Annotated in this window: 20 protein-coding genes and 2 pseudogenes; 14 read left to right on the plus strand and 8 right to left on the minus strand. The window is 72.9% G+C overall.

All coding sequences use genetic code 11. From position 1 onward, the window contains the following. Positions 1-800: 800 nt before the first annotated feature. Positions 801-1064, minus strand: coding sequence for an SCO4848 family membrane protein (locus KBX06_RS20925; RefSeq protein ID WP_210837716.1), 264 nt, complete (start codon positions 1062-1064; stop codon positions 801-803). A 772-nt stretch (positions 1065-1836) separates the two neighbouring features. Here KBX06_RS20925 and KBX06_RS20930 point away from each other — a divergent pair. The 12 genes and pseudogenes from KBX06_RS20930 to fxsT all read left to right on the plus strand — a co-directional run bounded on the left by KBX06_RS20930 (position 1837) and on the right by fxsT (position 15048). Beyond that, the gene (locus KBX06_RS20930) at positions 1837-2286 is read left to right on the plus strand and encodes a PRC-barrel domain-containing protein (protein ID WP_210837718.1); all 450 of its coding nucleotides are present in this window, start codon (positions 1837-1839) and stop codon (positions 2284-2286) included. A gap of 34 nt (positions 2287-2320) precedes the next feature. Beyond that, positions 2321-2497, plus strand: a complete 177-nt coding sequence (locus tag KBX06_RS20935; RefSeq protein ID WP_210837956.1) for a hypothetical protein — start codon at positions 2321-2323, stop codon at positions 2495-2497. Between the two features lie 87 nt (positions 2498-2584). Then, complete coding sequence (trpS, locus tag KBX06_RS20940; RefSeq protein ID WP_210837720.1) at positions 2585-3643, plus strand: tryptophan--tRNA ligase; 1059 nt, start codon at positions 2585-2587, stop codon at positions 3641-3643. A 207-nt stretch (positions 3644-3850) separates the two neighbouring features. Further along, a pseudogene (locus tag KBX06_RS20945) lies at positions 3851-4093 on the plus strand (hypothetical protein); the annotation flags it as partial. Positions 4094-4194: 101 nt separating this feature from the next. Beyond that, positions 4195-4401 (plus strand): annotated as a pseudogene (locus KBX06_RS20950) (hypothetical protein); the annotation flags it as partial. After that, on the plus strand, positions 4380-4829 hold the full coding sequence (locus tag KBX06_RS20955) for a SitI3 family protein (RefSeq protein ID WP_210837724.1): 450 nt from the start codon (positions 4380-4382) through the stop codon (positions 4827-4829). The pseudogene KBX06_RS20950 and the gene KBX06_RS20955, both read left to right, overlap by 22 nt. Before the next feature lie 78 nt (positions 4830-4907). After that, positions 4908-5810: a DUF4231 domain-containing protein gene (locus KBX06_RS20960; protein WP_307854704.1), complete on the plus strand. Its 903-nt coding sequence runs from the start codon at positions 4908-4910 to the stop codon at positions 5808-5810. A 243-nt stretch (positions 5811-6053) separates the two neighbouring features. Further along, positions 6054-8396, plus strand: a complete 2343-nt coding sequence (locus KBX06_RS20965) for an FxsB family cyclophane-forming radical SAM/SPASM peptide maturase (RefSeq protein WP_210837926.1) — start codon at positions 6054-6056, stop codon at positions 8394-8396. Further along, positions 8390-9190 carry an aminoglycoside N(3)-acetyltransferase gene (locus KBX06_RS20970; protein WP_210837726.1) on the plus strand — a complete coding sequence of 267 codons (801 nt, stop codon included), beginning with the start codon at positions 8390-8392 and terminating at the stop codon, positions 9188-9190. Before KBX06_RS20965 ends, KBX06_RS20970 begins: the two co-directional genes overlap by 7 nt. Before the next feature lie 77 nt (positions 9191-9267). Next, positions 9268-9948 (plus strand): TIR-like protein FxsC, encoded by a 681-nt coding sequence (locus tag KBX06_RS20975; protein WP_210837728.1) that lies wholly within the window; start codon positions 9268-9270, stop codon positions 9946-9948. Then, on the plus strand, positions 9935-11146 hold the full coding sequence (locus KBX06_RS20980) for a TIR-like protein FxsC (protein ID WP_210837731.1): 1212 nt from the start codon (positions 9935-9937) through the stop codon (positions 11144-11146). The genes KBX06_RS20975 and KBX06_RS20980 overlap by 14 nt, the downstream gene beginning before the upstream one ends. Beyond that, the gene (gene fxsT, locus KBX06_RS20985; protein ID WP_210837733.1) at positions 11143-15048 is read left to right on the plus strand and encodes an FxSxx-COOH system tetratricopeptide repeat protein; all 3906 of its coding nucleotides are present in this window, start codon (positions 11143-11145) and stop codon (positions 15046-15048) included. Before KBX06_RS20980 ends, fxsT begins: the two co-directional genes overlap by 4 nt. On the opposite strand, the gene KBX06_RS20990 is transcribed toward fxsT, so the two are convergent. Both KBX06_RS20990 and KBX06_RS20995 read right to left on the minus strand, forming a co-directional pair. Then, complete coding sequence (locus KBX06_RS20990) at positions 15042-15992, minus strand: alpha/beta fold hydrolase (RefSeq protein ID WP_210837735.1); 951 nt, start codon at positions 15990-15992, stop codon at positions 15042-15044. The two genes, fxsT and KBX06_RS20990, sit on opposite strands and share 7 nt — an antisense overlap. A gap of 207 nt (positions 15993-16199) precedes the next feature. Next, positions 16200-16967, minus strand: coding sequence for an RluA family pseudouridine synthase (locus KBX06_RS20995; RefSeq protein WP_210837737.1), 768 nt, complete (start codon positions 16965-16967; stop codon positions 16200-16202). Between the two features lie 273 nt (positions 16968-17240). Here KBX06_RS20995 and KBX06_RS21000 point away from each other — a divergent pair, with 273 nt between their 5' ends. Further along, positions 17241-18011, plus strand: a complete 771-nt coding sequence (locus KBX06_RS21000; protein ID WP_307854705.1) for a DUF2306 domain-containing protein — start codon at positions 17241-17243, stop codon at positions 18009-18011. On the opposite strand, the gene KBX06_RS21005 is transcribed toward KBX06_RS21000, so the two are convergent. The 5 genes from KBX06_RS21005 to KBX06_RS21025 form a co-directional block, all read right to left on the minus strand. Then, positions 17983-18480, minus strand: coding sequence for a pyridoxamine 5'-phosphate oxidase family protein (locus tag KBX06_RS21005; RefSeq protein ID WP_210837739.1), 498 nt, complete (start codon positions 18478-18480; stop codon positions 17983-17985). The two genes, KBX06_RS21000 and KBX06_RS21005, sit on opposite strands and share 29 nt — an antisense overlap. A gap of 329 nt (positions 18481-18809) precedes the next feature. After that, positions 18810-19442 (minus strand): N-acetyltransferase, encoded by a 633-nt coding sequence (locus KBX06_RS21010; RefSeq protein ID WP_210837741.1) that lies wholly within the window; start codon positions 19440-19442, stop codon positions 18810-18812. 426 nt (positions 19443-19868) lie between these two features. Beyond that, positions 19869-21422, minus strand: coding sequence for an aminotransferase class I/II-fold pyridoxal phosphate-dependent enzyme (locus tag KBX06_RS21015; protein ID WP_210837743.1), 1554 nt, complete (start codon positions 21420-21422; stop codon positions 19869-19871). Between the two features lie 23 nt (positions 21423-21445). After that, a complete protein-coding gene (locus tag KBX06_RS21020) occupies positions 21446-22774 on the minus strand; it encodes an NAD(P)/FAD-dependent oxidoreductase (protein ID WP_210837930.1) in 1329 nt (442 codons plus the stop codon). A gap of 369 nt (positions 22775-23143) precedes the next feature. Next, positions 23144-24334, minus strand: coding sequence for an ice-binding family protein (locus KBX06_RS21025; RefSeq protein ID WP_210837745.1), 1191 nt, complete (start codon positions 24332-24334; stop codon positions 23144-23146). 807 nt (positions 24335-25141) lie between these two features. Between KBX06_RS21025 and KBX06_RS21030 the strand changes: the two genes are divergently transcribed. Continuing rightward, complete coding sequence (locus KBX06_RS21030; RefSeq protein WP_210837747.1) at positions 25142-25984, plus strand: MOSC domain-containing protein; 843 nt, start codon at positions 25142-25144, stop codon at positions 25982-25984. Positions 25985-25993 lie beyond the last annotated feature (9 nt).

The raw sequence follows: 25993 nt of genomic DNA on the forward strand, positions 1-25993 counted from the left end.
GCACCCTGTTGAGTTCTCAAAGAACAACCACACACCGCCCAGAAACCCCACACCGTGGAGCCCCCGACCCGGGGCATTTCGTCCGCGCCCCCGCCGCTCTCGCGCCGGGCACTTTTACTACGTTACCTCACCGTCTCCGCCGTGTCAAACCGTTTGTCCCGGTCTGTCGCGCTTCGTTCGGGTTGGCACCGACGAGCCCACGCAGCGGCGAACCGCTGCGAATGATCATCGGATTTGGCAGACCGGCCGCTCTGCGGTTTCCCGCGAGCTCGCCCGGTTTCCTGCCGGCCGTGAACCTTACCCGGTCGGCTTCGCTGCGCCAAATCCGCCTCGCGGCAGTTTCGGCGAGCCCCGCCCGGACCGGGTCTTCCAGGGTGTCGACCCCGTCCGACCCGGCACCAGCCTGGTCCGGCACCTCAGGACCTTCGCCCTGTTTTGCCCCGTTCCGCGCTGGCAGAGAGAAAGTTACGCGTCTGCTGGTTTGAACGTCAAATCGGGGGGTAGCGGCGCCCGTCACATCATCTGCGGCTCGCCATCGCGGGCTGGCAGGCGCCGTTGCGACCGCCGTCCCGTGCCGGGTCACCGCGACCCTGCGACCGCCGTCCCATGCCAGGGTCACCGCGACCTGCTACCGCCGTCCCGTGCCAGGGGCACCGAACCGGCCGCGCCCGTCGCCTGCCGAAGGTGCGTACCCCAGACGCGCAGCTGGGCCGGAGGGGCGCCCGGGTGGGGTCGACGGAGTGCGAGCACGCTGGAGGTAGCCGCTGTTGCCGTGGCGTGGAGCGGTCCGGTGGCGTGATTCAGGTAACCGGACGGGCGGCCGGCCGGCGGGTCGCCCGCCAGGCGCGGACGCCGAGCACACCGACGGTGGTGCCGATGAGCAGGGACGCGGCGATCAGCAGGGCGTGGATCCAAAGGAAGCCGGTGGCCGGGAAGTCCCCCACCGCGCCGGTGGACCACGACCGCGGGTCGTTCCAGATGGCGACCGCGAACCTCGGCCAGATCACCCAGGTCCAGATCCCGACCCCGGTCAGGAAGAGCGCCCAGCCGCGCGACAGCACCATGGCTACCGAGTATGCCAGCGTGGCCGGCTGGGCCCGGCCGGCCGGAGTCCGAGGCGCAGCTCGGAGGGTCTACCGGCGGGCATTGACCGCTCCTCGTCGGGCTCGGTCAGCTCCGGGCGCGTACGTCAGTCCCGCCGGACGCTCGTGCACCGCATCCGTCCCACCGGGCCGGCGGCAACGATGGAAAGGGCGGTCCTGGCGTCGTCCGGAACCAGCCGCGCGATTTCGTCATCACCGCGCGGCTGGTTCCGGGTAGGTGGTTCCGGAATGGAATGGGTGGACCCGCATGATCACTTGCCTCCGGGTCGCTGCGTCCGCAGCAGGCATCGATCCCACCGAACGCGGGGATTCCCGGTCGCGGTAATGGATCGTGCCGCTCGGGTCGGCCAGGATCTGCCCTCGGCGGGGAAGCCGCTCCGGACGTGCGTCCGGGCAGGCCCGGCCACCTGGAGCCGGTCGCCGTCGTCGGCCCGGTGGGCAGGCACCGGGCGGCGGGAGGCACCCTCTTCTGCGACAGGCGCCGGACCGGAATGGTCCGCCCGGAACAATGGAACGACCGTTCCGGGTGGTCGCTTTGCAGCGCCCGCCGGATGTGTTCACCCACTTTCGCCGCCCCTCTTTTTCGGCAGGGCCGCGCCGTTGATCGACGCCCGGCGAACATGACGACATTCGCACCAGGTATTTCGCAGCGGAGGTTGCCCCGTCGTTTCCCGGAGGCACGGACGGGGCACTGCTCTGCGGGACCGGCGCAGACCGTCATCGGAGGTGACCCGTGCAGCCGTCGACGTTCAATCCCTGGACCTGGCGCGACCCGTCCGCCCTCGCCGGCGGATACTCCGGAGCCGACCCCGACTCCGCCCCGCCGGACCGACCGGAGCCCGGCGGTGACGGACCGGACGCCCCCGGCCCCGGCACTCCGCTCGACCTGGTCGGTTACCAGGTGGAGGCCACCGACGGGCGGATCGGCTCGGTCGACGAGGCCAGCGACGACACCGACGCCCGCTGGCTGGTGGTGGACACCGGGCCCTGGATCTTCGGCCGGAAGGTCCTGCTGCCCGCCGGCACGGTGACGCGGGTGGACCACCTGGAGCGCACGGTCCACGTGGACCGCACCCGCGATCAGGTGAAGGACTCGCCGGCCTTCGATCCGGACGCGTACGGGGAGCCCGGCTACCGGGACCGGGTCGGCGGCTACTACCGGGAGACCTACCGGCAGGGCTGAGCGCGGGCGGGGCCGGACCGCTACCGTGGAGGGCGTGGTCCGGCCGATCAGCTACGCGCCGGAGGTCGTCGACCGGGTCGACGGCCTCCCGCTCGGCGTCGTGACCACCTCTCCGACCCGCTCCGGTGACGGCCGCGAGCGGATGATCGACGTCCTTCGTGCCGGTGGACTGCGGTTCCGCGACGGCGCGCGATGGCGTTCGGCTCGCTGAGCCGACCCTGACCGACCCGGGGATGACGTCCCCGGTCGGCGCGCGCCCGCGCACACCTCTTCCACCAGGCACGAAAGGCGTACCACCATGTCCGTCGCACGGATGCTCACCGGGGACCGCCCCACCGGGCGGCTGCACCTCGGCCACTACGTCGGCAGCATCGCCAACCGGGTGCGGCTGCACCGGCGCCACGAGAGCTTCTTCATCATCGCCGACCTGCACATGCTCACCACCCGGAACACCCGCGAGGACATCGAGCGGGTCGCGGCGAACGCCCGGGAGATGGTCACCGACGTCCTGGCCGCCGGCGTCGATCCGGCGCGCGCCACCTTCTACCTCCAGTCGGCCATCCCGGAGGTCGGCGACCTGAACACCCTCTTCCAGAACCTCGTCACGGTGCCCCGGCTGGAGCGCGTGCCCTCGCTCAAGGACATGGCCCGCGACGCCGGCAAGGACGAGATGCCGTACGGCCTGCTCGGCTACCCGGTGCTCCAGGCCGCCGACATCCTCTGCGTGAAGGGCCAGGTCGTCCCGGTCGGCAAGGACAACGCGGCGCACGTGGAGGTGACCCGGGAGATCGCGCGGCGCTTCAACCATCTCTACGGGGAGGTGTTTCCCGTACCCGAGGCGATCGCGTCCGACACGCCGACCCTGGTCGGCACGGACGGCCGGGCGAAGATGAGCAAGAGCCGGGGCAACGCGATCGCGCTCTCGGCCGACTCGGCGACGGTCCGCCGCACGGTGATGGGCATGTACACCGACCCGAACCGGGTCCGCGCCGACGTGCCCGGCACCGTCGAAGGGAACCCGGTGTTCGCGTACCACGACCTCTTCAACCCCGATCGGGCGCAGGTCGACGACCTCAAGGAGCGCTACCGGGCCGGGCGGGTCGGTGACGTGGAGGTGAAGGAGAAACTGGCGGTCGCGCTCGACCGGTTCCTGGACCCGATCCGGGAGCGCCGGGCCCGGATCGAGGCCGAGCCCGGCCTCGTCGACCAACTGATCTTCGAGGGCACGGAACGGACCCGCCGCGAGGTGCGGCAGACGCTCGTCGAGGTCCGCCGGGCTATGGGGCTGACCAGCGCGTACACGCAGATGCGCCGCCGGGCCGAGCGGCACCGCAAGGCCACCGCCACGCCGGCCTGAGCGGGCGTACGACGATGTTCCGGCCCGGGACCGGGGAACCGGGCCGACTGATCCGCCCTCGACGGTCCCGCCGGCTTGGGCGGGGGCGGCCGGGCGGGACACCGGGGGCCGCCATGCCACCCCCGAACGCTCTGGCGGCCCAGTGCACTTGTCGCTAGGTTGCAGCTTCGGGCACCTCACCGTCGTCGATCGGGGGAAGTCGGCAGCGTGTCGCACATCGAGAAGATCACCGGGGAGCTACGCGCGTTGGCGGCCGGCGTCGAGAGGGCACAGGCGCTCGCCTCCGCCGCCGACGACCAGGCGCAGGAGGTGGCCCTGCGCGCCGCCGGCGCCGGCTTCGCCGCCGTGGCGGCCGGCCTGACCCGGGTACGCGACGGCATCTCGGCCGTCCGGGGCGGCCTGGGCAGCCTCGCGACGACGATCGCCGAGGCCCGACAGCTGGGGTCGGCGGGAAACTGACCGGGGCTGGCGGCAGCACACCGACCAGCCCGACCACCGCGGACCCCGCCCCCACCGCCTCCTCGGCGGACGGTACCGACACCGCCGACCACGACCCGGTTACGGACGCCCAGACGCAGCGCGTGGTGCTGAACCTCCAGGATTGGCGCGGAGACCTCTCCACCCTGCAGAAGCAGTTCGACGACTGGCCGGTACCGGCGTTGAAGGAGCTGGTGGCGGTCACCCGGAGCGGCACGATCGTCCAGATCGTGCGGCGGGACCGAGGAAGGCCGAGTACATGTCCATCACCTACCGACTGACGCTCGCGGGCGACGTCCCGCTGGAGCAGTTGGCGGAACTGGTCGCTGGCGAGGTGACTGAGACGACGACGTACTCCGGCGACAGGATGCTCACCGCCGACCTGAACGAGGAGTGCGGATACGCCGTCAGTATCGTCGCCGGCAGCCAGGGCTACTACGGGGCCGAAAGTGACGGCGGTGTCCCGTGGGAGTGGGAGCCGGCGACCTACGTCGAGACCGACTTCCACATGCGCAAGGACACGCTGATGGACAAGGGCAGGCCGAACATGCTGCGGACCGTGGGCCGGGTGCTGGCCGACCGGCCCGAGGACGCGGCGCTGGTGCTCAACGACAACTGGTTGCTGCTGACCCGGATCGACGGCGTGATCCGCCGGCACAACGAGGCCGACTGGTACGACGAGGCCGACGACAGCTTTCTGCCCAGCTGACCCGCAGCCCGCCGGACCGGCTCGCTCGGCCCTTCCTGGTCCCCGTCGCACGGGCGCGGCCCTCCTACCATTCAAATCGTGACGAACTTCGATGCCCCGGCAGCGGTCATGACGGTCTGGCAGCGGCAGGCGGCCTGGTCACGGGCGTCCGGCGAGGCCAAGCGGGTTATCACCCGCGCACGCCTGACCGTCGCCACGCTCACCGTGGGCGCCGCCGTGTGCGGCACCCTCGCCAACCAGCTCGCGCAGGCCCGTCCCGGCGCGGGCCGGGTGCTCGCGATCGTCGCGGCGGCGGCGCTGCTCGTGGTGCCGCTGGCCGCCAGGTGGGCCTCCCGGGACGTGGTACACGCGTGGACCCGGCTCCGCTCGGTCTCCGAGGCGCTGAAGGCCGACACCTACCGCTACCTCGCCGGGGTCGCCCCGTTCCGCGGCGGGGACCGGGACGGTGTCCTGCTCGGCCGGCTCGACGCGCTCATGGACGACGCCGGCGACCTGGTCGGCCGCACCCTGGACCCGCCGCCGGCGGCCCGCCCGCTGCCGGCGGTCCACGACGTCGCCACGTACGTGACGGAACGGGTGCGGCGGCAGGTCGACGCGTACTACCTGCCGGCGGCCCGCCGGATGGCCCGCGCCGCGAGGCGGGTCCGGTACGCGGCGACGGGGCTCACGATCGCCGCCGCCCTGGTCTCCGCGACGGTCGGGGTGCTCGGCGACAACCTCGGGTTCACCGCCTGGATCGGCGTCGCGGCGGCCGTGACCACCGCGCTGGCCGGCTACGGCTCCGCCCAGCAGTACGAGCACCACCAGATCGAGTACGCCCGCACCGCCGACCAGCTGACCCGACTGCGTACGGCCCGCGAGACCGGGTCGGGCTGGGCCGACGATGACGCGTTCGTCGCCGCGGCGGAGCGGATCATCTCGCTGTCCAACGCGGGCTGGATGTCGAGGACCATCGAGCAGGATGGCGCTACGCAGCCGTGACATCACAGGTTGTGCCATATAGCATCGTCGATAGTGCCGTTGGGCCGTCGACGTGGGCGGCCGTCCGTCCACTCCCGACTAGCAATGGGGGAACCGACGTGGATCGCACCGTACTCCAGCCCGATCCGACCCCGCCGCCACTGGACGACCTCCGGCGCACCCCGCTCGGCCGGATCCCGCTCGACCGGGCCCGTTCCGTCGCCCGCGTGACCAGCCGCAGGGAGGATCGTCCGGCCCGTGTCGATGTCGCGGCCTTCATCTCTGCGATCTGAACCAGCCGGGCCGGGCAGGCAGCCGCCCGGTCACGTCGCCCCGCTGACGCAGTACGTGCTCAAGCTGGTCAGCCGCTGCGACCTCGCCTGCGACCACTGCTACGTCTACGAACACCCCGACCAGTCCTGGCGGCGCCAGCCCCGGGTGATGGCCCCCGCCACGGTGCAGGCCGTCGCGCAGCGGATCGCGGAGCACGCGGCGACGCACCGGATCGACGTCGTACGGGTGGTCCTGCACGGTGGCGAGCCTCTGCTCGCGGGCGCGGCCCGGCTCGACGCCACCGCCGCCACCCTGCGGCGCGTCATCGACCCGGTGGCCCGACTCGACCTGCGGATGCAGTCCAACGGTGTGCTGCTCACCCCGGCGACCTGCGACGTGCTGGTCGCCCACGACGTCAAGGTCGGGATCTCGCTCGACGGCGACCGGGCCGCCAACGACCGGCACCGCCGGCACGCCAACGGGTCGAGCAGCCACCGGCAGGTGCTACGGGCGCTGTCGCTGCTGCGCAGCCCCGCCTACCGCACCAGCTACGCGGGCATCCTCTGCACCGTCGACCTCGCCAACGACCCCGTCCGGGTCTACGAGGCGCTGCTGGCCGAGGAGCCGCCGCACGTCGACTTCCTGCTGCCGCACGCCAACTGGGACAGTCCGCCCGCCCGGCCCGACGGCCTCGCCACGCCGTACGCCGACTGGCTGCTGGCCGTCCACCGGCGCTGGCTGGACGACGGGCGCCCGGTGCCGATCCGCCTGCTGGAGTCCCTGCTCGCCAGCGCGGTCGGGCACGGCAGCCGCACCGAGGCGGTCGGGCTCGGCCCGGCCGACCTGGTCGTCGTAGAGACCGACGGCACCTTCGAGCAGGTCGACTCGCTCAAGTCCGCCTTCGACGGCGCCGCCGCCACCGGCCTGGACGTCTTCCGCCACCGGGTCGACGACGCCGCGGCCCACCCGGCGATCGCCGTACGGCAGAGCGGTCTGGCCGGCCTCTGCGCGACCTGCCGCGCGTGCCCGGTCGTCGGGCACTGCGGAGGCGGCCTCTACGCCCACCGCTACCGCGCCGGCAACGGCTTCGACAACCCGTCCGTCTACTGCCCGGACCTGCTGAGACTCGTCCACGTGGTGACGGCCGCCCCGGCCACCGACGAGCCGACCCGGCCCACCGACTCGCTCAGCCCGCGGGTCCTCGACGACCTCGCCTCCGGCGCCGGCACGACGGCCTCGGCGGCGCAGCTCGCCGCCGTCCACCTGGCGCTGGTGCGTGCCCTGCTGGTCACGCTCGGCGAGCGGGCCGGCAGCGATCCGGTGGCGGCCGACGGGTGGCGGCTGCTGGTCCACCTGGACGACGCGCACCCCGACGCCGTCCGCGCCGTGCTGGCCCACCCCTTCGTACGCCGCTGGGCCCGGCGGTGCCGCGACGGTGCGGCCGAGCTGTCCCACCTGGCCTGCGTGGCGGCGGCCGCCGCCGTCCGCGCCCGGGTCCGGGCCGACCTGCCCGTCCCGGTGCGCGACGGGATGGTCAACCTGCCGACGCTCGGCGCGCTCGCGGTCGGCTACGAGCGGGGCGTCGTCCGGCTCGTCACCGACGACGGGGACGTCCGGCTCGCCGGCCGGCGGGTCACCGCCGACGCGGGCCACGACGACGCTTCGGGCCGGGAGGACGGGCCCGACGGCTGGCTGCCGGTGCGCTCGGTGCGCCTCGGCGGGGACCGGCTGCTGCTGGAGGACACCGATCCGCACCGGGAGTGCTACGACCTGCCGGTCGAGCGGCGGCTGTCCGGCGCCGCCGCGCTGCGGTGGACGCGGCAGTTGGAGCGGGCGGTGCGGCGGATCGACGCCGAGGCCGCCGGTTACGCGGCGGGGGTCCGCACCCTGCTGCGGGCCGTCGTGCCGCTGCGGGCGGAGCCGACCGGCCGGTTCCGCAGCGCCGCCGCCGGCGCCGCCTTCGGCGCGGTGGCCGTCACCGCCGTCCCCGACGACGCCACCCTCGCCGTGCTGCTGGTGCACGAGGTGCAGCACCTCAAGCTCAGCGCGGTGCTGGACGTCTGCGACCTGTTCGACCGCGACGACGCCCGGACGCTGCGCGTGCCGTGGCGGGACGACCCCCGCCCGGTGGAGGGCGTGCTGCACGGCGTCTACGCCCACCTGGCCGTCGCCGACGTGTGGCGCCACCGCCCCGGCCCGGCTGCCGAGGGCCACTTCCGCCGCTACCGGGCGTGGACCGACGAGGCCCTCGACGCCCTGCTCGACCTCGACGTCCTGACCGCCGCCGGCGAGCGGTTCGTGCGGGGGATGCGCGACACGGTGGACGGATGGTGACCGCCGGCCTGCTCCGGCGGGGCACGCTGACGGCTGACCTGCGCGCGCTGGGGCTGCCGTCGGGGGCCACCGTGCTGGTGCACTGCGCCCTGTCCCGCGTCGGGCGGGTGGCGGGCGGCCCCGCCGCGCTGCTGGCGGCCCTGCGGGACGTGCTGGGCGGCTCGGGGACGGTGGTCGTACCGGCGCAGACCGCCGGCAACTCGACCACGTCGCGGACGTTCCGCGTGGCGACCGCCGGCATGGACCCCACCGAGGTCGCGGCGGCGGAGGCGGCCATCGTGCCCTTCGACCCGGAGCGCAGCCCCGCCGAGGGCATGGGGATCTTCGCCGAGCACGTACGCCGGCAGCCGGGGGCGGCGCGCAGCCGGCACCCGCAGACGTCCTTCGCCGCTCTCGGCCCCGCCGCCGCCCGGCTCACCGCCGTCCACGACCTCGACTGCCACCTCGGCGGACGCTCACCCCTCGGCGCGCTCTACGCCGCCGACGCCGCGGTGCTGCTGCTCGGCGTCGACTGGTCCGTCTGCACGGCGTTCCACCTGGCCGAGTACCGGCTGCGCCGGCCGCCGGCCGAGCGGGCGTACCGGTGCTACGTGCGCGACGCGGCCGGGCGGCGGGCGCGACGCGACTTTCGGGCGGCGGACCTGCACGACACCGACTTCGCGCTGATCGGCCGGGCCCTGACGGACGCCGGGCCGGTGCGGGCCGGTCGGGTCGGCGCGGCCGACAGCCGGCTCGTCGGCCTTCGGGTGGCCGTCGACTTCGCCCGAGAGTGGATGGATGAGCACCGCCGGTGACCGACGGGGCAGCGACGGGTTGGCGGCTGTCGATACTGTGGATGGCCGGGAGTCGCTGCACCGGTCGGGAGCGGTAGGTGGCAGAGGAAACGTACGGGGAGGACGAGAGCGCCCCCGTGTTCTTCCTCAGCTACGCCCGCACGAAGAACCGGGTCGCGGCGCCCCCGCGCGACACCAACCAGAAGGTCTTCCAGCTCTTCGTCGACCTGTCCGACCACGTCGTCGAGCTGCTCGGCCTCGACCCGGGACGCACGGCCGGGTTCATGGACCGGCTGCTCGACGGCGGGCAGGTGTGGACGGAGGATCTGGCCTTCGCCGCCGGCCACTGCCAGGTCTTCATCCCGTTGATCTCGCCGCAGTACCTGAACAGCGCCTGGTGCGCGAAGGAGTGGCACGCGTTCACCCGGCGGCAGGTGCTGCACCGGCCGGGCGCCGGGCAGTCCGCCGGCGAGACGCCGGTCATCCCGGTCAACTGGTCGGTGGTGGACTCCCGACGGCTGCCGGCGGTCGTGTCGCGGCGGCAGATGTTCAACCCGACCCGGCTGCCCCCGGACATCGCCCCGCAATACCACGACGAGGGCATCTACGGCCTGCTGAGCCTCGGCAAGAACGGCAAGGACGCCTACGACGCGGTGGTCTGGCGGCTGGCGCAGCGGATCGCCCGGGCCTACCAGACGCACTGGGTGCGGGCGGAGGTCCCGGGCGACGTACGGCAGTTGCGCGAGACGTTCGAGGAGGTCGGGCATGACGTGGTCTGACCTCCCGGGGGTCGGCGCGGTCCCCCGCCGGGAGACCTACTTCTTCCTCAGCTACGCGCACTCGGTGCCGCTGGCGGCCGCGTCCCGCCCGGACACCGACTACTGGGTCAGCCGGTTCTTCCACGACCTGGCCGCAGCCGTGCGACGCGGTGCCACGAGGAGCGGCGACCTCGACGCCGGCTTCTTCGACGGTCAGGTCAGTCCCGGGGCCGACCTGCGGCAGACCCTCACCGAGGCACTCAGCCTGGCCCACGTCTTCGTGCCGCTGCACTCGCCGAACTACTTCCGCAACGCGTGGGCGCTGGGCGAACGCGAGTCGTTCCGCAGCCGCCTCACCCGCCTCGCCCCGGCGCAGGCCGAACGGCACCTGGTGCCGGTGCTGTGGCTGCCGCTGCCGTCGCGGGGCGACCGGCCGGAGACGACGCGGGCCCTCGACCTGGTCCCCGACGCCGACGACCGGGCCGACTACGCCGAGAACGGGCTGCGCGCCCTCTGCAAGCTCAGCGCCTACCGCCGCCGTTACGAGAGCGTCCTCGCGGCGCTGGCGGCGCGGATCGTCACGGTGACCGAGACCCAGCCACTGACCCGTTCCCGGGCGGCGGCCCTGTCCAGCCACCCGGTCCCCGACGGCGGTGGCCCGGCGCTGGTGGTCACCGCCCTCACCGACCACGCGCGGTGGCGGCCGTACGCCGGGCAGCACGAGCTGGCGGTGGCCGACTACGTGGCCGCGACCGCCGAACGGCTCGGCCTGCCCACCCGGGTCGTCGACCTGGCGGCGGCCCGCGCCCTTGCGCCGGTGAACCCCACCGTCGTGCTGGTGGACGCCGCAGCCGGTGCCGCCGCGGCCCGGGCCGCGCTGGACGGCCTGCCCCGCTGGGTCGTCCCGCTGGTCATCGCCGCCGGCCACGAGCGTGGCGAGTCGGCGCCCGAGTCGATCGCCGGTACGTTGCAGGACGCCGGGTTCCCCCGGGTCCTGCCGGTGCGCGCGATCGACGAGTTCGAGCGCTGCGCGCCGCTGCTGGTGACCGAGGCCCGCAAGCAGTTCCTCCGGCACGGCCCGGTGGACCCGCCCGACGGCCCGGCCGTCCCCAGGCCGAGCCTGTGGCCGTCCCGGCCGCCCGACGGCCCGCCGGGAACCGGTCCGGGCCTGCCGCCGGTGCGGCCGTTCGACACCACCCGAGGGAAGGACGAGCGATGACGCCATCGCGCGAGGGTCAGGTCGTCACCTTCTACTCCTACAAGGGCGGTACGGGCCGCACGATGGCGCTGGCCAACACCGCGTGGATCCTCGCCGCGAACGGCCAGCGGGTACTGGTCGCGGACTGGGACCTGGAGTCTCCCGGCCTGCACCGCTTCTACGCCCCGTTCCTCGACCCGGAGCAGGTCGCCACCACCGGGGGCGTCATGGACCTGATCCTCGACTACGAGTGGGAGAACGCCCGCCGGCGCGAGGAGACCGGCGCCGACCCCCGGCCGGGCGACTGGCACCGCGAGTACGCCCGGGTGCACCGGTACGCGTTCTCGGTGGGGTGGGAGTTCCCCGGCGGCGGCAGCCTCGACCTGCTGCTGGCCGGCCGGCACAACCCCGACTACGCCACCAGCGTCACCGGCCTCAACTGGGACAACTTCTACAACCGGCTCGGTGGCGCGCAGTTCTTCGACGCGCTGCGCGAGGACATGAAGCGGCACTACGACTACGCCCTGATCGACAGCCGCACCGGCATCAGCGACGTCGCCGAGATCTGCACCATCCACCTGCCCGACGTTCTGGTCGACTGCTTCACCCTCAGTGACCAGGGCATCGACGGCGCCGCCGCGGTGGCCGCCCGGGTGCGCGACTACGAGGGGCGCCGGGCCCGGCGGGTGCTGCCCGTGCCGATGCGGGTCGACGACGGGGAGAAGGGCAAGCGGGACGCCGGACGGTCGCTGGCCATGCAGCGCTTCGCCGGCCTGCCGGGGGGCATGACCGACAGCGAGCGGCAGGCCTACTGGCTGACCGTCGAGGTGCCCTACCGCGCGTACTACGCCTACGAGGAGACGCTGGCGACGTTCGGCGACGAACCGGGCGGCCGGACCACCCTGCTGTCCGCGTACGAGACGTTGACCAGTCACATCACCAACGGCAGGATCACCGGCCTGCCCCGGATGGACGACCAGTTGCGCCGCCGCACGGTGCAGCGCTTCGAGCGCAAGCCGACGGTCGTGGACGAGCTGATCGTGCTGCGGCACGTGCCCGAGGACCAGGTCTGGGCGGAGTGGGCGCAGGCCGTCCTGCACTCCGCCGACCTGCGGGTGGTCACCGCCGCCCTGGACGGGCCGGCGCCCGAGCCGACGGGCACGGCGTTCCGGGAGGTGCGGCTGCTCTCCCGGGCCTACCTGGCCCAGCACGCCCGCGCCGGGAGCGGCGACGACCGGGCCGCGTCGGGCTGGCTGGCCGTGCACGTCGACGACACCCCGCCCGTGCCGGACGTCCCGGTCGGCAGCTGGACGGCCGTGCACGACCTCACCGCCGAGGACGCGGCCACCCACCTGCTGAAGCTGGTCGGGCGCCCGGTGGGCGCGGCCGGCCTGCGTCCCGTCCGCTTCCCGGGGGTACGCGCCACGGTCTTCAACGCGCCGGCCCGCAACGCCCGCTTCACCGGGCGCGAGGACCTGCTGCGCCAGCTGCGCGAGGAGCTGAAGGCGTCGGGCGGCGGCGGCCCGGTCGCGCTGCGGGGCGGTCCCGGCCTCGGCAAGACGCAGCTCGCCATCGAGTACGCGCACCGGTTCCGGGGCGCGTACGACATCATCTGGTGGGTCGCGGCCGACCCGCCGCAGTTCGTCGACGTGATCATGACGGAACTCAGCGACGAGCTGGGCCTGCCGAGCCAGGCGACGATCCCGGAGACCAACCGCGCCCTGCGGCAGCGCCTGGGCCAGACCGAGCGCCGTGCCGACGGCAGCGCGCCGCCGCACTGGCTGCTGGTCTTCGACAACGCCGACCAGTACGAGGACGTCCGGCCCTACCTGCCGCAGGGCAACGGCCACGTGCTGGTCACCACGCGCAACCCCGACTGGGGCGACCTGGCCCGGGCGGTGGACGTCGAGGCGTTCGACCGGGCGGAGAGCGTGGCGCACCTGCGCGCCCGCCTGGGCGAGCACCTGCTCAGCGTCGCCGACGCCGAGCAGGTCGCCGACGCCGTGGAGAACGTGCCGATCTTCGTCGCGACGGTGGGGGCGTGGCTGGCCGACACCCGGACGCCGGTCGACGAATACCTCGCCGGGCTGCGCCGCACCGGCCTGGAGACGGAGGTCTGGGACCTCCCGCTGCGACGGCTGCGGGAAGCCTCGCCGGGCGCCTACCGGCTGCTCCAGCTCGCGTCGGTGCTCGCCCCCGAGATCTCCCTCGACCTGCTCTACGGCGACCAGGTGGCCCGGGTCGTCGCCCCGCACGACCCGGTGGTCGCCGCCCGGGTCGCCGACCGGGTGTCCGAACGCGACATCGCGGCGGCGCTGGTGCAGCGGATGAACAAACTGGCGCTGATCAAGCTCGACCCGCACGCCCACCGGGTGCAGGTGCACCGGCTGTTGCAGGCTGCCCTGCGCGCCCGGATGTCCGACGACGAACTGGTCACGGTCAAGCACGAGGTGCACCGCGTCCTCGCCGGGTCGCGCCCGCCGGGCGAGGTGGAGGACCCGGCGAACCGGCAGCGGTTCCGGATGCTCTGGCCGCACCTCGACGGCTCCGACGCGGTCTCCTGCCGCGACGACAACGTCCGGCAGCTGGTGATCGACCGGGTTCGCTACATCTACGTCAACGGCGGCTACGAGCAGGGCGAGCGGTACGCGCGGGAGACCGACGCCGTCTGGTCGGCGCTGCTGGCGGAGCTGCCGCCGGACGGGTCGGAGCACCGCAAGTTGCGCGTCCAGCTGCTGCACCTGCGGTTCAACTGGGCGAACGTGCTGCGCAGCCTCGGCCGGTTCGAGGAGGCCCACCGGCTCGACGAGGACACCCTGCACCAGCAGGAGGAGCTGATCGGCGACAGCCACCCGCACACCCTGATGACGGCCGGCGGCTACGGGGCCGACCTGTGTGCCCTGGGCCGCTACGGGGAGGCGTTGGAGCGCGACCTGCGGACGTACGCCGCATCGGTCGACGTCTTCGGCGACGACCACCGGCGCACCCTGACCGCGGCGAACAACCTGGCCGCGTCCTACCGGCTGATGGGGATGTTCGACAAGGCCCTCGACGGCGACGAGGCCACCAACCGCCGGCTGCGCGTCGTCCTCGGCCCGGAGCACCCCTACACCCTGGCATCGGCCAACAACCTCGCCCGGGACCTGCGGGAGACCGGCGACTACGAGGGCTCCGTGGCGCTGCTGCGCGAGGTGGTGGCCGGCTACCGCAACCTCTTCGGCGAGCACTCCCGTGACCTGCTCACCGCGCAGGCCAACCTGGCCGTCTCGCTGCGCAGCACCGGGGAGATGGCCGAGGCGGCCCAACTGCTCGACGAGACCTACCAGCGGCTGCTGGCCACCCTCGGGCCGGCCAGCCCGGACACCCTGTTCAGCCGGCTGAGCCGGACGGCCAACCTGATGTTGCAGGGGCAGAGCGCGCAGGCCCTGACGGAGCTGGGCGAGGTGGAGCAGATGTTCGTCCAGGTGTTCGGCGCCGAGCACCCGTACACGCTGGTCTGCCGGATCAACCTGGGCGTGGCCCTGTGGGACGCCGGCGACACCGGCACCGCCCGGTCGCTCACCGACACGACGACGCGGACGATGCTCACCATCCTCGGCGACCGGCACCCGTTCGCCATGGCGGCGGCCAACAACGTCGCGGTCTTCACCATCCTCGCCGGGGAACCGGAGAAGGGACGCGACCGGCTGCGGGCCGTGGTGGACCAGCTCACCGAGGTGCTCGGGGCCGAGCACCCGGACACGCTGCGCAGCCGGGGCAACCTGGAGACCGCCCAACAGGCGTTGTCCGGCGGACGGGTGAGCATCGGCCGGATGCGGATCGCCGACCGGCTCGCCAACCGGATCGGGCAGCACCACCCCAGTGTCGTGGTGCTGCGCGACGGGCGGTACGTGCGCCGGGTGCTCGACCCGCACCCCTACTGACCGGGCCGCGCGCCGATCAGCAGGGTGGCGTCGAGCGCCGCGTCGGGGTCGACGAGCCAGCGCAGGATGCGCGGCAGTTCCTCGACCGCGTCGAAGTGGGCCGCCCCGGGCCGCACCTCCATCTCGGCGCCGGGTATCTGCGCGGCCAGCCAGCGGCCGTGGCTGACCGGGGCGAAGTTGTCGTCGGCGCCGTGCCACAGCCGCACCGGTGTCGCCGAGGTGTCGATCGTCCGCAGGTCGAACGCCCAGGGGCGGCGGAACGCCAGCACGTCGTCGATCCACCCGTACGGCCCGGAGCGGAGCGCCTCCGCGTAGGTGTCGGTGATGAGCCGGCGCAGCGCCGGGTCGTTGACGGCGCGGCGGTCCGCCGGGCTCATCTCCGTCCTCAGGTCCGCCAGGAGCAGCCGCGGGTCCGCGGCGGCCCGTTCGGCGCGCTGGCGGATCTCCTCGACCACGGCGGCGGTGTCGGGGCTCCCGACACCGAACCCACGGACGTTGCCGGTGTTCATGCCGCCGACCCAGTCCAACTCGACGGCGTTCCACGGGGCGAGGCTGACCAGCACCGCCACCCTGGTGACCCGGCCGCGCAGCCGGGCGTCCGCCGCGCAGGCGAGGGCGTGCGGGCCGCCGCCGGAGCGCCCGACGACGGCGAACTTCTCCACGCCCAGGTGGTCGGCGATCGCTTCCACGTCGCGGGCGGCGTCGGCGACGTCGCGGTCCTCGCGCCGGTCGGAGTCGCCGTAGCCGGGCCGGTCGTAGGCGATCAGCCGGACGCCCATCCGGTAGAGGACGATGCCGCGGGGCTTCGGACCACGGCGGCAGCCGGGCGTGCCGTGGAGCAGGAAGACGGGGAAACCGTCGGGCGCGCCGGTGACCTCGTACGCCACGCGTCTGCTGTCCTCGCGTGCGGCGACGTCGGCCCCTGGCTCGCCGTCTCGGGTCACTCCGCCCTGCCCTTCGGTGCCGCTACCAGCCAATACTCGCAAACCGGCATCGAGTAGAGACGATGTCTGGCGGCTCCACTCAGCAATCGAGCCTAGTGGTCGGGCCCGCCGCGCCGCTATGCCGAGGAGGAACAAGCAGCCGGATCTGTTGGAAACGACACCTACGGTCCACGCGGGCTGGAACTTCCGGCGGCCCCTTCGACCGGGTCAGCCGGCCAACGCTTCGAGGGCGTCGTCGAGGCGGGGCTTGCCGCCGTCGGCGAAGACGTCGAGGAACTCCTCGCCGGGCGGGGCCCAGAACCGCGTACGCGGCTCGTCCCGCCAGTCGCAGGTGATCTCGCAGCCCCACGAGTGGAGGTACGTCCGCTGGTCCGCCTGCCCCCGGTGGAACAGCGGGTCGCCGACGATCGGGAAGCCGAGCCAGGCCAGGTGGACGCGGATCTGGTGGCGCCGACCGGTGACCGGCTTGAGCACCAGCAGCGTACGGTCGCCGCTGACCAGCGCCGTGGCGAAGTCGGTACGCGACTCGTAGGACGGCTTGGCGCGGTCGACGGCCGACTCCGGCAGGGCGAAGCGGCGGCGGTCGGCGTCGTAGCGGATGGCGTCGCGCTCTCCCGCGATCCGGATCGTGCCCTTGCGGCCCGGTCGCAGCGGCAGGTCGATGGTGCCCCGGTCGGGCAGCCGTGCCCCCTCGACCCAGGCCAGATAGCGCTTGTCGGCGCCCCGGTCGGCGAACTGCCGGGTCAGCGACGCGTGCGCCGACGGCGTCCTGGCCAGCAGCACCAGCCCCGAGGTGACCTTGTCGATGCGGTGCACCCAGTGCACCGGCTCGCCGGCGGCGGCGGCCAGGTCGGTGAGGGAGTCGGCGTGCCGCTCGCCCATCACCGAGATGCCCGGCGGCTTGTCGAGCACGAGCAGGTGCTCGTCCTCGTGAACCGGCCGGCGCCGAAGCTCCGACCAACTGAAGGTGGTCATCATCGCCTCGGCTCTCGACTGTCCTGAGCTGCTCCGGTTCGCCGCCGGCCGCCCGGGGCGGCGGTGACGTGCGGGGCGGGGGGTCGCACCGGCCAGGTGGGCCGGCACGGCGAAGGATATCAACCGGGGACCCCGCCCCCCGACGCCGAGCATGCTCAGGCGAGCACGTTGGAAGAAACATGGCGGGTTGTCGGACCCTACCGTGAAAACGGCACATGGGGGTCGAGGCAGACCGGCGCGGAGAGCACGGTCCGGACCTGGGAGGAGTCCACCGTGACCCAGTACGTGAAGGAGGCCGGCGCGCCGGCGCGGCAGGCCGGAGAGTCCCGGCTGCCGACGGGCGGGGCGGGCGCCGGCGGATCGTCCGGACCGTGGTGGAGACGACCGTGGATCGTGCCGTTGGTGGCGGTCAACGCGGCATTCCTGCTGTTCGTCCTGCCCCCGTACCTCGGTCTCGATCCGAGCCGGTCGCGGGTGGTGCTGAGCGAGGGGTTCGCCGCGCACTACGCCGTCCTGGTGGTGCACATCCTCTTCGGCACCATCGCGCTGGTGACCCTGTGCCTGCAGGTCTGGCCGTGGCTGCGCCTGCGGTATCCGACGGTCCACCGGACCAGCGGGCGGCTGTACGTGTTCGCCGGCGCCGTACCGGCCGCCCTGCTGGCGCTCGTCCTCATGCCGTTCGCCGCGATGCCGAACGGGCTGCTCGGCAGCGCGTTGGCAAGCGTGGGATGGATCGTCACGACGGTGCTCGGCTTCCGGGCGGCCCGTCGGCGCCGCTACGCCGAGCACCGCAAGTGGATGATCTACAGCTTCGCCTTCGCCCTGCAGACCATCTGGGGGCGGGTGATCTTCCTGGTGAGCGCGGTGACCGGGCTGACCTTCAACCCGGTCGTCGCCGCCGAGGCGGGCGGGTGGCTCGGCACGCTGGTGAACCTCGCCATCGCGCACTGGTGGCTGCGCCGTACCGCCCGCCCGCCGCGCCCCCGCGCTCAGTCGACGCGCCCGGCCGACGCGCTCACTCGAACCGCCACCGGGTGGCGCTGAAGCCGGACTCCTTGTCCATGCCGATCACCTTGGCCGGGGTCACCTGGAAGACGACGTACGGCGACGGGCCGATCCCGTCGCCGTCGATCCCGCCGTCGACCGGAGTCACCTCCCAGCCGTACTTCTCCCCGTAGGCCTCGGCGACGCGCTTCAGCGTCGCCGGGTCGCTGATCCGCGATGCCGTGCCCTCGATCGAGAGGTCCAGCTCGGGGCTGCCGACGGTGAGGGCGCAGTGCGGGTTGGTGGCCAGGTTGTCGACCTTGTGGGCGGACTCGCTGGAGCAGAAGTACATGGCGTCGTCGAGCCACATGGCCAACAGCGGCACGGCGTGCGGCCTACCGTCCGGCCGGACGGTGCACAGGAAGAACTCTCCCGCCTCCGTCAGCCGCTCGCGCGCCTGCGACCAGGGCATCGGCTTGGAGCCTTCGCTGGCAAAGGACGGTTCCGCGACCGGCTCACGGTCCACCATGGGTTCCCCCTTCGAACGACGACAGCGTGATTGGAGCAGCACGGAGAGTATCCCAGCGCGACCGTGTCCGCGAGCGGGCGGACCCCACGCGGAGTGTCGGAGGACGGCGCCCGCGATCGCCGCACGCCTCGCCGTCCACCCGCGACGAAACCACCTGACCTGAACCTCGCTCCAGGTTCTAGGTTCGCGGCATGAGCATGGAAGTTAGCTGTACCGCACCCAGTTCGACCAGCCGGTGCCGGCCTGACCGGGGCCGCGCCGAGCGCAGGGTCGCCGGCCTCCGACCCTCGACTCGCCTTCGGCGCGGGCCGGTCAGCTCGCCGTGCAGGTCAACGCGAACCACCAAGGTGGCGGTGGTATGTGCGTACGGTGTCGCCGTCGGAGGTGGGGCGCAGGGTTCCGGCCTGCCAGCCCAACCGCTCGTAGAAGCCGGTCGCCCCCAGGGGGCCGGTCGAGGTCTGCGCCTCGGCCCGCATGGCGCCGGCGCTTCGGGCCAGCTCGACGAAACGAGCGACCAGCATCACCCCGATGCCGCTCTGGCGCCACTCCGGTCGCACCGCCAGCGCGGTCATGACCGCCACCGCCGGGGCCGCGACCAGTTCGGCTCCCTCCGGTGTCACCGAGCGCGCCCGGCGACGCAGCATCCGGCGGACCCACGGCCGGCCCCGGGTACGCAGGACGCGGACGGCGACGCGGGGGCGGGCGAGCAGCGCGACGAGCCCGGCGAGGGCCAGGGATGCCGTCGCCCGCCGGTCCTCCGCCAGTTCGGTGGTGTGTGCGCAGTGGTCACTGGTACCCAGTACGAAGCCGACAACCTGATCCTCCGGGGCGGCGGTGTCGACGACGACCACGCCCAGGCCGTGCCGCGAGTTCAGGTACGTGCGGTGCCAGTGGCAGACGAAGCGCGCGCCGAGCGACGGAAACAGCCCCATCGGCAGCAACTCGACGTGGGCGCGGGACATCGCCGGGAGATCCTCGGCCCTCGCCGGACGCAGAGCGAGCCGACCGGTGACCGGACCGGCTGTCGCGGGCTCGGGGGTCGGTGGCGCGACGATGCTCCTGCGGAGATCGTCGATCATGCCGCGAGGAACGCGCATGACGTCAGCCCTCCAAGTGTCAGGGCCAGGCGCCCCACCCCGAGGACCTGGCCTCGCCGCTCGCGGGCGGCCCGGCAGACAGGACCCAGCGGTTCCCGCCTCGACCGCCCGGTTACCCGTGCCACCTCGCGTCATGCACGGCCGCCGCACGTCGACGCGGCGACGCCCGTTCGCCGAGGCCCGGCTCCGCCCCTGGTCCGGCGGCGCCACCGACGCGAGGCGATCGGGCTGGACGCCACGGCTGCCGCCGACCTCGTCCGTCGGCCGCGGACCGTCCGCGCGGCACCCCGGCTAGCGGGGTGCGCTGCCGAACGCGCTGGAGAGGTACGCCCGGGAGTCGGCGATGGCGCCCTCGATGATCCGGGCCGCCTCGCGGGCCTCCTCGGGCCGGTGACCGGCCTGCACCTGGAGTCGGAACCGGGACGAACCGGTCGGGGTCACCGGGAACTCGACCATGAACGCCAGCACCCCCCGGTCGAAGAGCAGGCGGTTCGCCGTCCGCGCCAGCTTCTCGTTGCCGATCAGTAGCGGCACGATCGGTGACGGCTCACCCATGCAGGTCAGGCCCCGGCCGGTCAGCTCGTCGCGCAGGGCGTGGATCGCGGTGAAGAGCCGGGCCCGCAGCGCGTCCCCCTCGTCCGACCGGATGATCCTGGTGGCCTCCCGCACCACCGCGGTCTGCACCGGTGACAGCGCGTTGGAGAAGAAGTGCGAGCCGCCGAACATCTTCACGTACTGCTTCAACGCCGGCGAGTTGGAGGCCACGAAGCCACCGTTGGAGCAGAACGTCTTGGAGAAGGCGCCCATCACGATGTCGACGCTGCCGAGCAGGTTCTGCATCCCCAGCACGCCCGTGCCGCCGGGCCCCATCGAGCCCAGGTCGTGCGCCACGTCGACCAGCAGGGTGGCGTCGTGCTCCCGGCAGACGCGTTGCAGGGTGACGAGATCCGGCCAGTCCGCGTCCACCGAGAAGAGTCCGTCGGTGACCACCAGGATGCCGTTCCGGGTGTCGGTGGCCCGGATCTCGGCCAGGTGCCGGCGTACCGCCTCGACGTTGAGGTGCTCGTAGCGGACCACGTTGCGGGTGGCCGCCCGTGCCCCCTGCTGGAGGCAGGAGTGGGCCAGCCGGTCGATCAGGATGTGGTCGGACTGCCGGACCAGACCGACGACCGCGCCGAAGCCGGCCGCCCAGCCGGTCGGAAAGAGCGTCACGTGGTCGAGCCCGACCAGGTCGCCGAGGGCCGCCTCCAGGTCGTCGGAGATGCGGGTGTTGCCGAGCACCATCGGCGAGCCGGCGCTGTGCGGCCCGTAGTCGTGCATCGCCTTGGCCGCCGCCTCCCGGATCGCCGGGTGGGTGTTGAACGACAGGTAGTCCTGGGAGTTGAAGTTGATGCCCCGGGCCCGCCGGCCCAGGTCGTTGGTGATCTGGGCGACGCTGTCCGGCGCCGCCTCCAGCACCCGGGAGTACTGCCACGTCTCCGTACGGCGACGGGCCTGCACCCAGCCGTAGAAGTCCTCGGTGCGGGTCAGCAGGTTACGGCCGGCAGGCCGGTAGAAGTCGTACGCGTTCTTGTCGAGGGCGTACTCCTCGTCGGGGTCGACGGGGTTGCGCAGGTGCGCCGGCTCCCACATCTCGGTGAGGTCGGCGACCACCCGGGCCAACTCGTCGTCGGCGCCCTCGAGCGACGCGAGGTCGTCCCAGGGGATGTGGGTGGCCCAGTTGCGGGTCATCTCGGAGACCTCGCTCGCGGTACGCGCCATGGTCTCGAAGTCCCCGCGGTGCGCCGCGTCGAGGATGATCCCGATGAGTTCGCCGTCTTCACGCTGGTCCAGCTCGGTGGTCATGGTGTCGTCTCCCCGGTGGCTCATCAGGCGAAGAGGTTCTGCTGGTAGCTGCGGGAGGTCTCCGCGAAGTCCTCGAAGACCGCGTGGTCGGCGGAGGACTCCTTCGCGGCGTCGTTGAGCAGGAAGAGGTTGGAGGCCTGGAAGAACTCCGACACGGGCGCCACGTCGGCGTGCGTGGCGATGAACCGGTCGGTCTCCTGCTGGTTGCCCCGCAGCGCGACGAACAGCTGCAACTCGTCGTGCCGGTACGGACGCATCTCGGCGAGCGTGCAGACGTAGTCGTGGTAGGCGGCGGCGTTCTGGCTCCGACGGCGGTCCCCGTAGACGGTCATCGCCTCGTCGATCGACGTGTCACCGCGGAGCCACCGGTCCAGTGCGGCGCTGACCAGTTCGGCGTCGCGGAAGGCGTGGGTCATGCCGATCGCGGTGCACTGGTCCTTGGCCGACTCGGCGTCACCGACGAGCACCCAGCCGGGCCCGTGCAGTGGCCGGAGGAAGGCCGACTGGTCCAGGGTGCCGTAGATGCGCTCCTCCCTGGTCCCCCTGGTGCGCACCACCTCGCCCAGTTCCGGACTGACGAAGTCCAGCGCCTTCTGGTAGTTGCCGGGCACGTCGTGGCGGAACTCGCGCGACCACTCACTCGGCCCCCACACCAGGACCATGTTCTGGTCGAAGTTGGTGGGCACCACCGCGCAGGCCAGCCGGCCGCGCCGGTGCAGCTGTGCCGGGCCGAGGTCGAAGCCGGACCAGTAGCTCCAGTAGGCGAACGTGCAGCGGGGCCGCTCGTCGTACTTCGGCAACGCGAGGGTGCGGGCGACGAACGAGTTCCGGCCGTCCGCACCGACCACGATCCGGGCCCGCTCCTCGACCAGCTCGCCGTCGACCGTACGCCCCCGGATGCCGACGACCTGCCCGTCCTCGACGATCAGCTCGCGCACGGTGAAGCTGGTGCGCACCTCGGCACCGGCCTTGGCCGCCGCGCCGACCAGGATCTCGTCGAGCACCCGGCGTCGCACGGACGCGCAGCTCTGCACCACGCCCGAGTCGTCGCCGTGCAGGTCCCGGAAGTACTCGCGCAGCAGCTCGATCGGCACCGAGCCGGTCAGCGAGATGCCGTCGTTGACCACCTCGACCGTGGTGTGCGCCGGGGTGACCGCGAGAACCTGCTCCAACAGTCCCCACCTGTTGAGGTACGACATCCCGTGCGGCCAGAGGAAGTGCGTCGAGATGACGTCGCTGGGAAACGAGGAGCGGTCGACCACCAGCACCCGGTGTCCACGCCGGGCGAGCAGCAGGGCGGTGGACGCGCCCGCACAGCGGGCGCCGACGACGATCGCGTCGTACATCTCTATCGGTCCTTCGTTGGCGGTGGCAGCGGGGCAGCGGCGGCGGACCCACCCGGGAGCGGCCCCGGTTGCACGGATCGCCGCAGGTCACCCGGGCCGTGATCGGCGACGGCCACCGTTGCCGGTGGCTGCCCCCGTGGCACGCGCCGGTCGAGCCGGCGGGCCCGGCGGAGAGCATAGCTCAAGTCCAAAGTGGACGGGCACTGCCCGGAGCAGCCCGCCGACGCCAACGAACGTTCCTACGAACCAGGCCGCCGGCCTGTCGGTCATCGAGCTTCCGCCCTCGCTCGCAGCCCAGGTGCACGAAGTACGACTCACGTACCTGGGCGGGTCACGACCCCGGCGGCCGGAGACCGGCCGCCGGGGCCTGCCCGGTCAGGACTGCGATGTCCTGCGGCGGCCGTGGAGGAGCAGGGCCGTGCCGACGGCGACGGCGATGCTGCCGAGGCTCGTCAGAACGGGCACCAGGGTGCTACCGCCGCTGCCTCCGGTCACCGGCAGTTCCGTACGGGTGGGAGTCGGCAGCACGGTAGGACTCCCGGTGGGCTGACCGGTCGGAGCGCCTGTCGGTGTGGCCGTGGACGTCGCGGTGGGTGCCCCAGTCGGCGTCACGGTCGCCGTGGGCGTGGCCGTCGATGTCGCGGTGGGCGTCGCCGTGGGCGTCGCCGTCGATGTCGCGGTGGGCGTCGCGGTGGGCGTCGCCGTCGATGTCGCGGTGGGCGTCGCCGTCGGAGTCGCCGTGGGCGTCGCCGTGGGCGTCGCCGTCGGAGTCGCCGTCGGAGTCGCCGTGGGCGTCGCCGTCGGGGTGGTTGTCGGGGTGGTTGTCGGGGTTCCTGTCGGCTGTAGGCAGACGGGGGCGTTGATGGTGTTGGTGTCGAGGGTGACGGCGCCGGTCCGGGCCAGGGCGCGGCCCTGCAGGGTCGCGCCGGTGTTCATGGTGATGGAGGCCTGGGCCAGGATGTTGCCCACGAACCGGGTCCCGGTGCCGATCGTGGCCGAACTGCCCACCTGCCAGTAGACGTTGCAGGGTGAGGCGCCGTTGATGAACACGACGCTGCTGTCGGAGGCGGTGACGAGAGTGGAGTCGATCTGGAAGATGAACACGGCCGCCGGGTTGGCCTGCGAGTCGAGCGTCAGGGTGCCGGTCAGTTGCGCGGCGCCGATCCGGTACACCCCGGGCAGGAGCGTGAGTCCGCCGAGTTCCGAAGCGAGGTTGGTGAACGGGGTCCGGCCGGCGGCGTCGTTGTAGGCGGTGGTCAGGTCGTCCTTGGCCTGCAGGGCGACGGCGTCGCCGAGGTGGGTCTCACCGGCGACGATGCCCGGCGGGAAGCCTGGTGCGGTGTTGCCGGGGTGGACGCCGAGATCCTGCGCCAGGAAACTCGGGCCGGTGTTGGTGACGGTGGAGCCGGCCAGCACCGAGAAGTCCGCCGCCGTCCCCAGACCGACCGGCGCCGGCTGGGCGCTGGCGCCGGTGCCGCTGAAGATCAGCACGGCGACAGCCGCGGTGACGGCTGCGAGCGCCGTCAGCGCGGCGTGTCGACGATGACGGATCGGAATGACTGTCACGATTGTGGCCCTCTCCTGGCGCGGCTCCGGCAGGCGCTGCCGCGACGGCAGCCAAGCCCGCGCCGGACGCAAAGTAGTCGAATCGGACTTTCGCACATCTAAAGTCACAATAATGCCGAAACCGTCGAATCTCTCGACTGGTCGCGGCCGGCGGGCAGGGCGGCCGGTCCTTCACCAACCCCTGATCGCGTACGTCTGCCGGCGAACCCGTCAGTGGCCCGGCAGTCCAGCGAATCGGCGGGCGGCGCCTGCGCCGCGAGACGAGGACGGAGGCGGCCGACGCCCGCCGACCCGGCTCCTGGCGTGGCGGGCGGTCGACGGCGCGCGGGATCGGCAGACAGGTGCGCACGATTATGAAGATGCCGATTGTGGCGAGTTCGAATGCTTTGCCTTCTACGGGTAAGAATCATCTCGCGCTCGGCGAGGTCCGCCGCCTCCTGGCACACCTGACCATCTGCCGGGGGTGCCGAAAAGAACGCCGCGTCGGCCGCGATCCCGGGCCTGGCCGCGCCCGGTCCCATCCGTTACCGCAGCATTTCCCCGTCGGCCCGGACAGGCCGGCCCGCATGTCGCTAGCGGCCCCTCCGGGAATCCTCTCGGCCGTCACGGCCTTCGGCCTCACGGCCCAGGAAGGCGCGTCAATCGGGAAAATCCGTACCGCTCCCGGTAACTGGTGCGAATCGCGGGCGCACTGACAGCATTGGGGACTCGGCTCGCCGACCGGGGGCGATTCGGTAGCATACGCGCGGGATGAGGAGCGTCGGTGGTCGGCCATCGGTGCGAAACCGGCCGAGACGCGGTGGTCACATGGACAACACCCGGTACGAAGTGGCGCGACTGTGTCGGTTTCCGGTCAAGTCGATGCTCGGCGAGTTCGTGCAGGAGTGCGAGTTCGGCTTCGACGGCCTCACCGGTGACCGCGGATACGCCCTCGTCGACGACCTGACCGGCCTGGTGGCGAGCGCCAAGCGTCCGCGCCGCTGGCGGGCGCTGCTCACCTGTTCCGCCCGGGTCGTGCCGGCCGGGTCGACCGGGGCGCTCAGCGTCGAGATCACGTTCCCGGACGGCAAGACCGGCCGCACCGGAGAGCGGTGGGTCGACGACGCGCTGAGCGAACTGCTCGACCGCCGGGTCCACCTGGTCGACCGGCCGCCCCCCGGCGCGGCGATCGAACGCGCCAATCCGCTCCAGGCACTCGTGGACGACGCCGGGACGAGGTCGGCCCCGGTGCACCCGCTGGGCGGCGCGGCGCCCGGCACCTTCTTCGACTTCGCCCCGATCCACCTGCTGACCACGGCCGCCCTACGCCGGATCGGCGAACTGGGCGGGCCCACGTCCCCAGTGCGGTACCGGCCCAACCTCGTGGTCTCCACGCCCGAGGGCGAAAGCGGGTTCCTGGAGAACTCCTGGGCCGGACGGCGCCTGCTGGTCGGCTCGGACGTCCTGCTCGACGTCATCGTCCCCACCCCCCGCTGTGCCGTTCCCACCCTGGACCACGGCTCGCTGCCGGCCGACAGGGCGGCCCTGTCGGTGCCGGCGCGGCACAACCGGATCGCCAGCGTGGGCAACGAGCCCTGCGCCGGCGCGTACGCCCGGGTGGTGCGGCCGGGGCGGGTCCGAACGGGGGACCGGATCCAACTGGTCGGCTGACCTCCGGCC

Origin of the sequence: Micromonospora sp. C31 (assembly GCF_018070575.1) — a bacterium.
Classification (GTDB): Bacteria; Actinomycetota; Actinomycetes; order Mycobacteriales; family Micromonosporaceae; genus Micromonospora.

Bases quoted from the DNA above. Each gene is read 5' to 3' on its own strand.
- KBX06_RS20925 (WP_210837716.1), bottom strand. From the start codon at position 1,064: ATGGTGCTGTCGCGCGGCTGGGCGCTCTTCCTGACCGGGGTCGGGATC.
- trpS (WP_210837720.1), top strand. From the start codon at position 2,585: ATGTCCGTCGCACGGATGCTCACCGGGGACCGCCCCACCGGGCGGCTG.
- KBX06_RS20955 (WP_210837724.1), top strand. From the start codon at position 4,380: ATGTCCATCACCTACCGACTGACGCTCGCGGGCGACGTCCCGCTGGAG.
- KBX06_RS20965 (WP_210837926.1), top strand. From the start codon at position 6,054: ATGTCGCGGCCTTCATCTCTGCGATCTGAACCAGCCGGGCCGGGCAGG.
- KBX06_RS20970 (WP_210837726.1), top strand. From the start codon at position 8,390: ATGGTGACCGCCGGCCTGCTCCGGCGGGGCACGCTGACGGCTGACCTG.
- KBX06_RS20980 (WP_210837731.1), top strand. From the start codon at position 9,935: ATGACGTGGTCTGACCTCCCGGGGGTCGGCGCGGTCCCCCGCCGGGAG.
- fxsT (WP_210837733.1), top strand. From the start codon at position 11,143: ATGACGCCATCGCGCGAGGGTCAGGTCGTCACCTTCTACTCCTACAAG.
- KBX06_RS20995 (WP_210837737.1), bottom strand. From the start codon at position 16,967: ATGACCACCTTCAGTTGGTCGGAGCTTCGGCGCCGGCCGGTTCACGAG.
- KBX06_RS21005 (WP_210837739.1), bottom strand. From the start codon at position 18,480: ATGGTGGACCGTGAGCCGGTCGCGGAACCGTCCTTTGCCAGCGAAGGC.
- KBX06_RS21010 (WP_210837741.1), bottom strand. From the start codon at position 19,442: ATGTCCCGCGCCCACGTCGAGTTGCTGCCGATGGGGCTGTTTCCGTCG.
- KBX06_RS21015 (WP_210837743.1), bottom strand. From the start codon at position 21,422: ATGACCACCGAGCTGGACCAGCGTGAAGACGGCGAACTCATCGGGATC.
- KBX06_RS21030 (WP_210837747.1), top strand. From the start codon at position 25,142: ATGGACAACACCCGGTACGAAGTGGCGCGACTGTGTCGGTTTCCGGTC.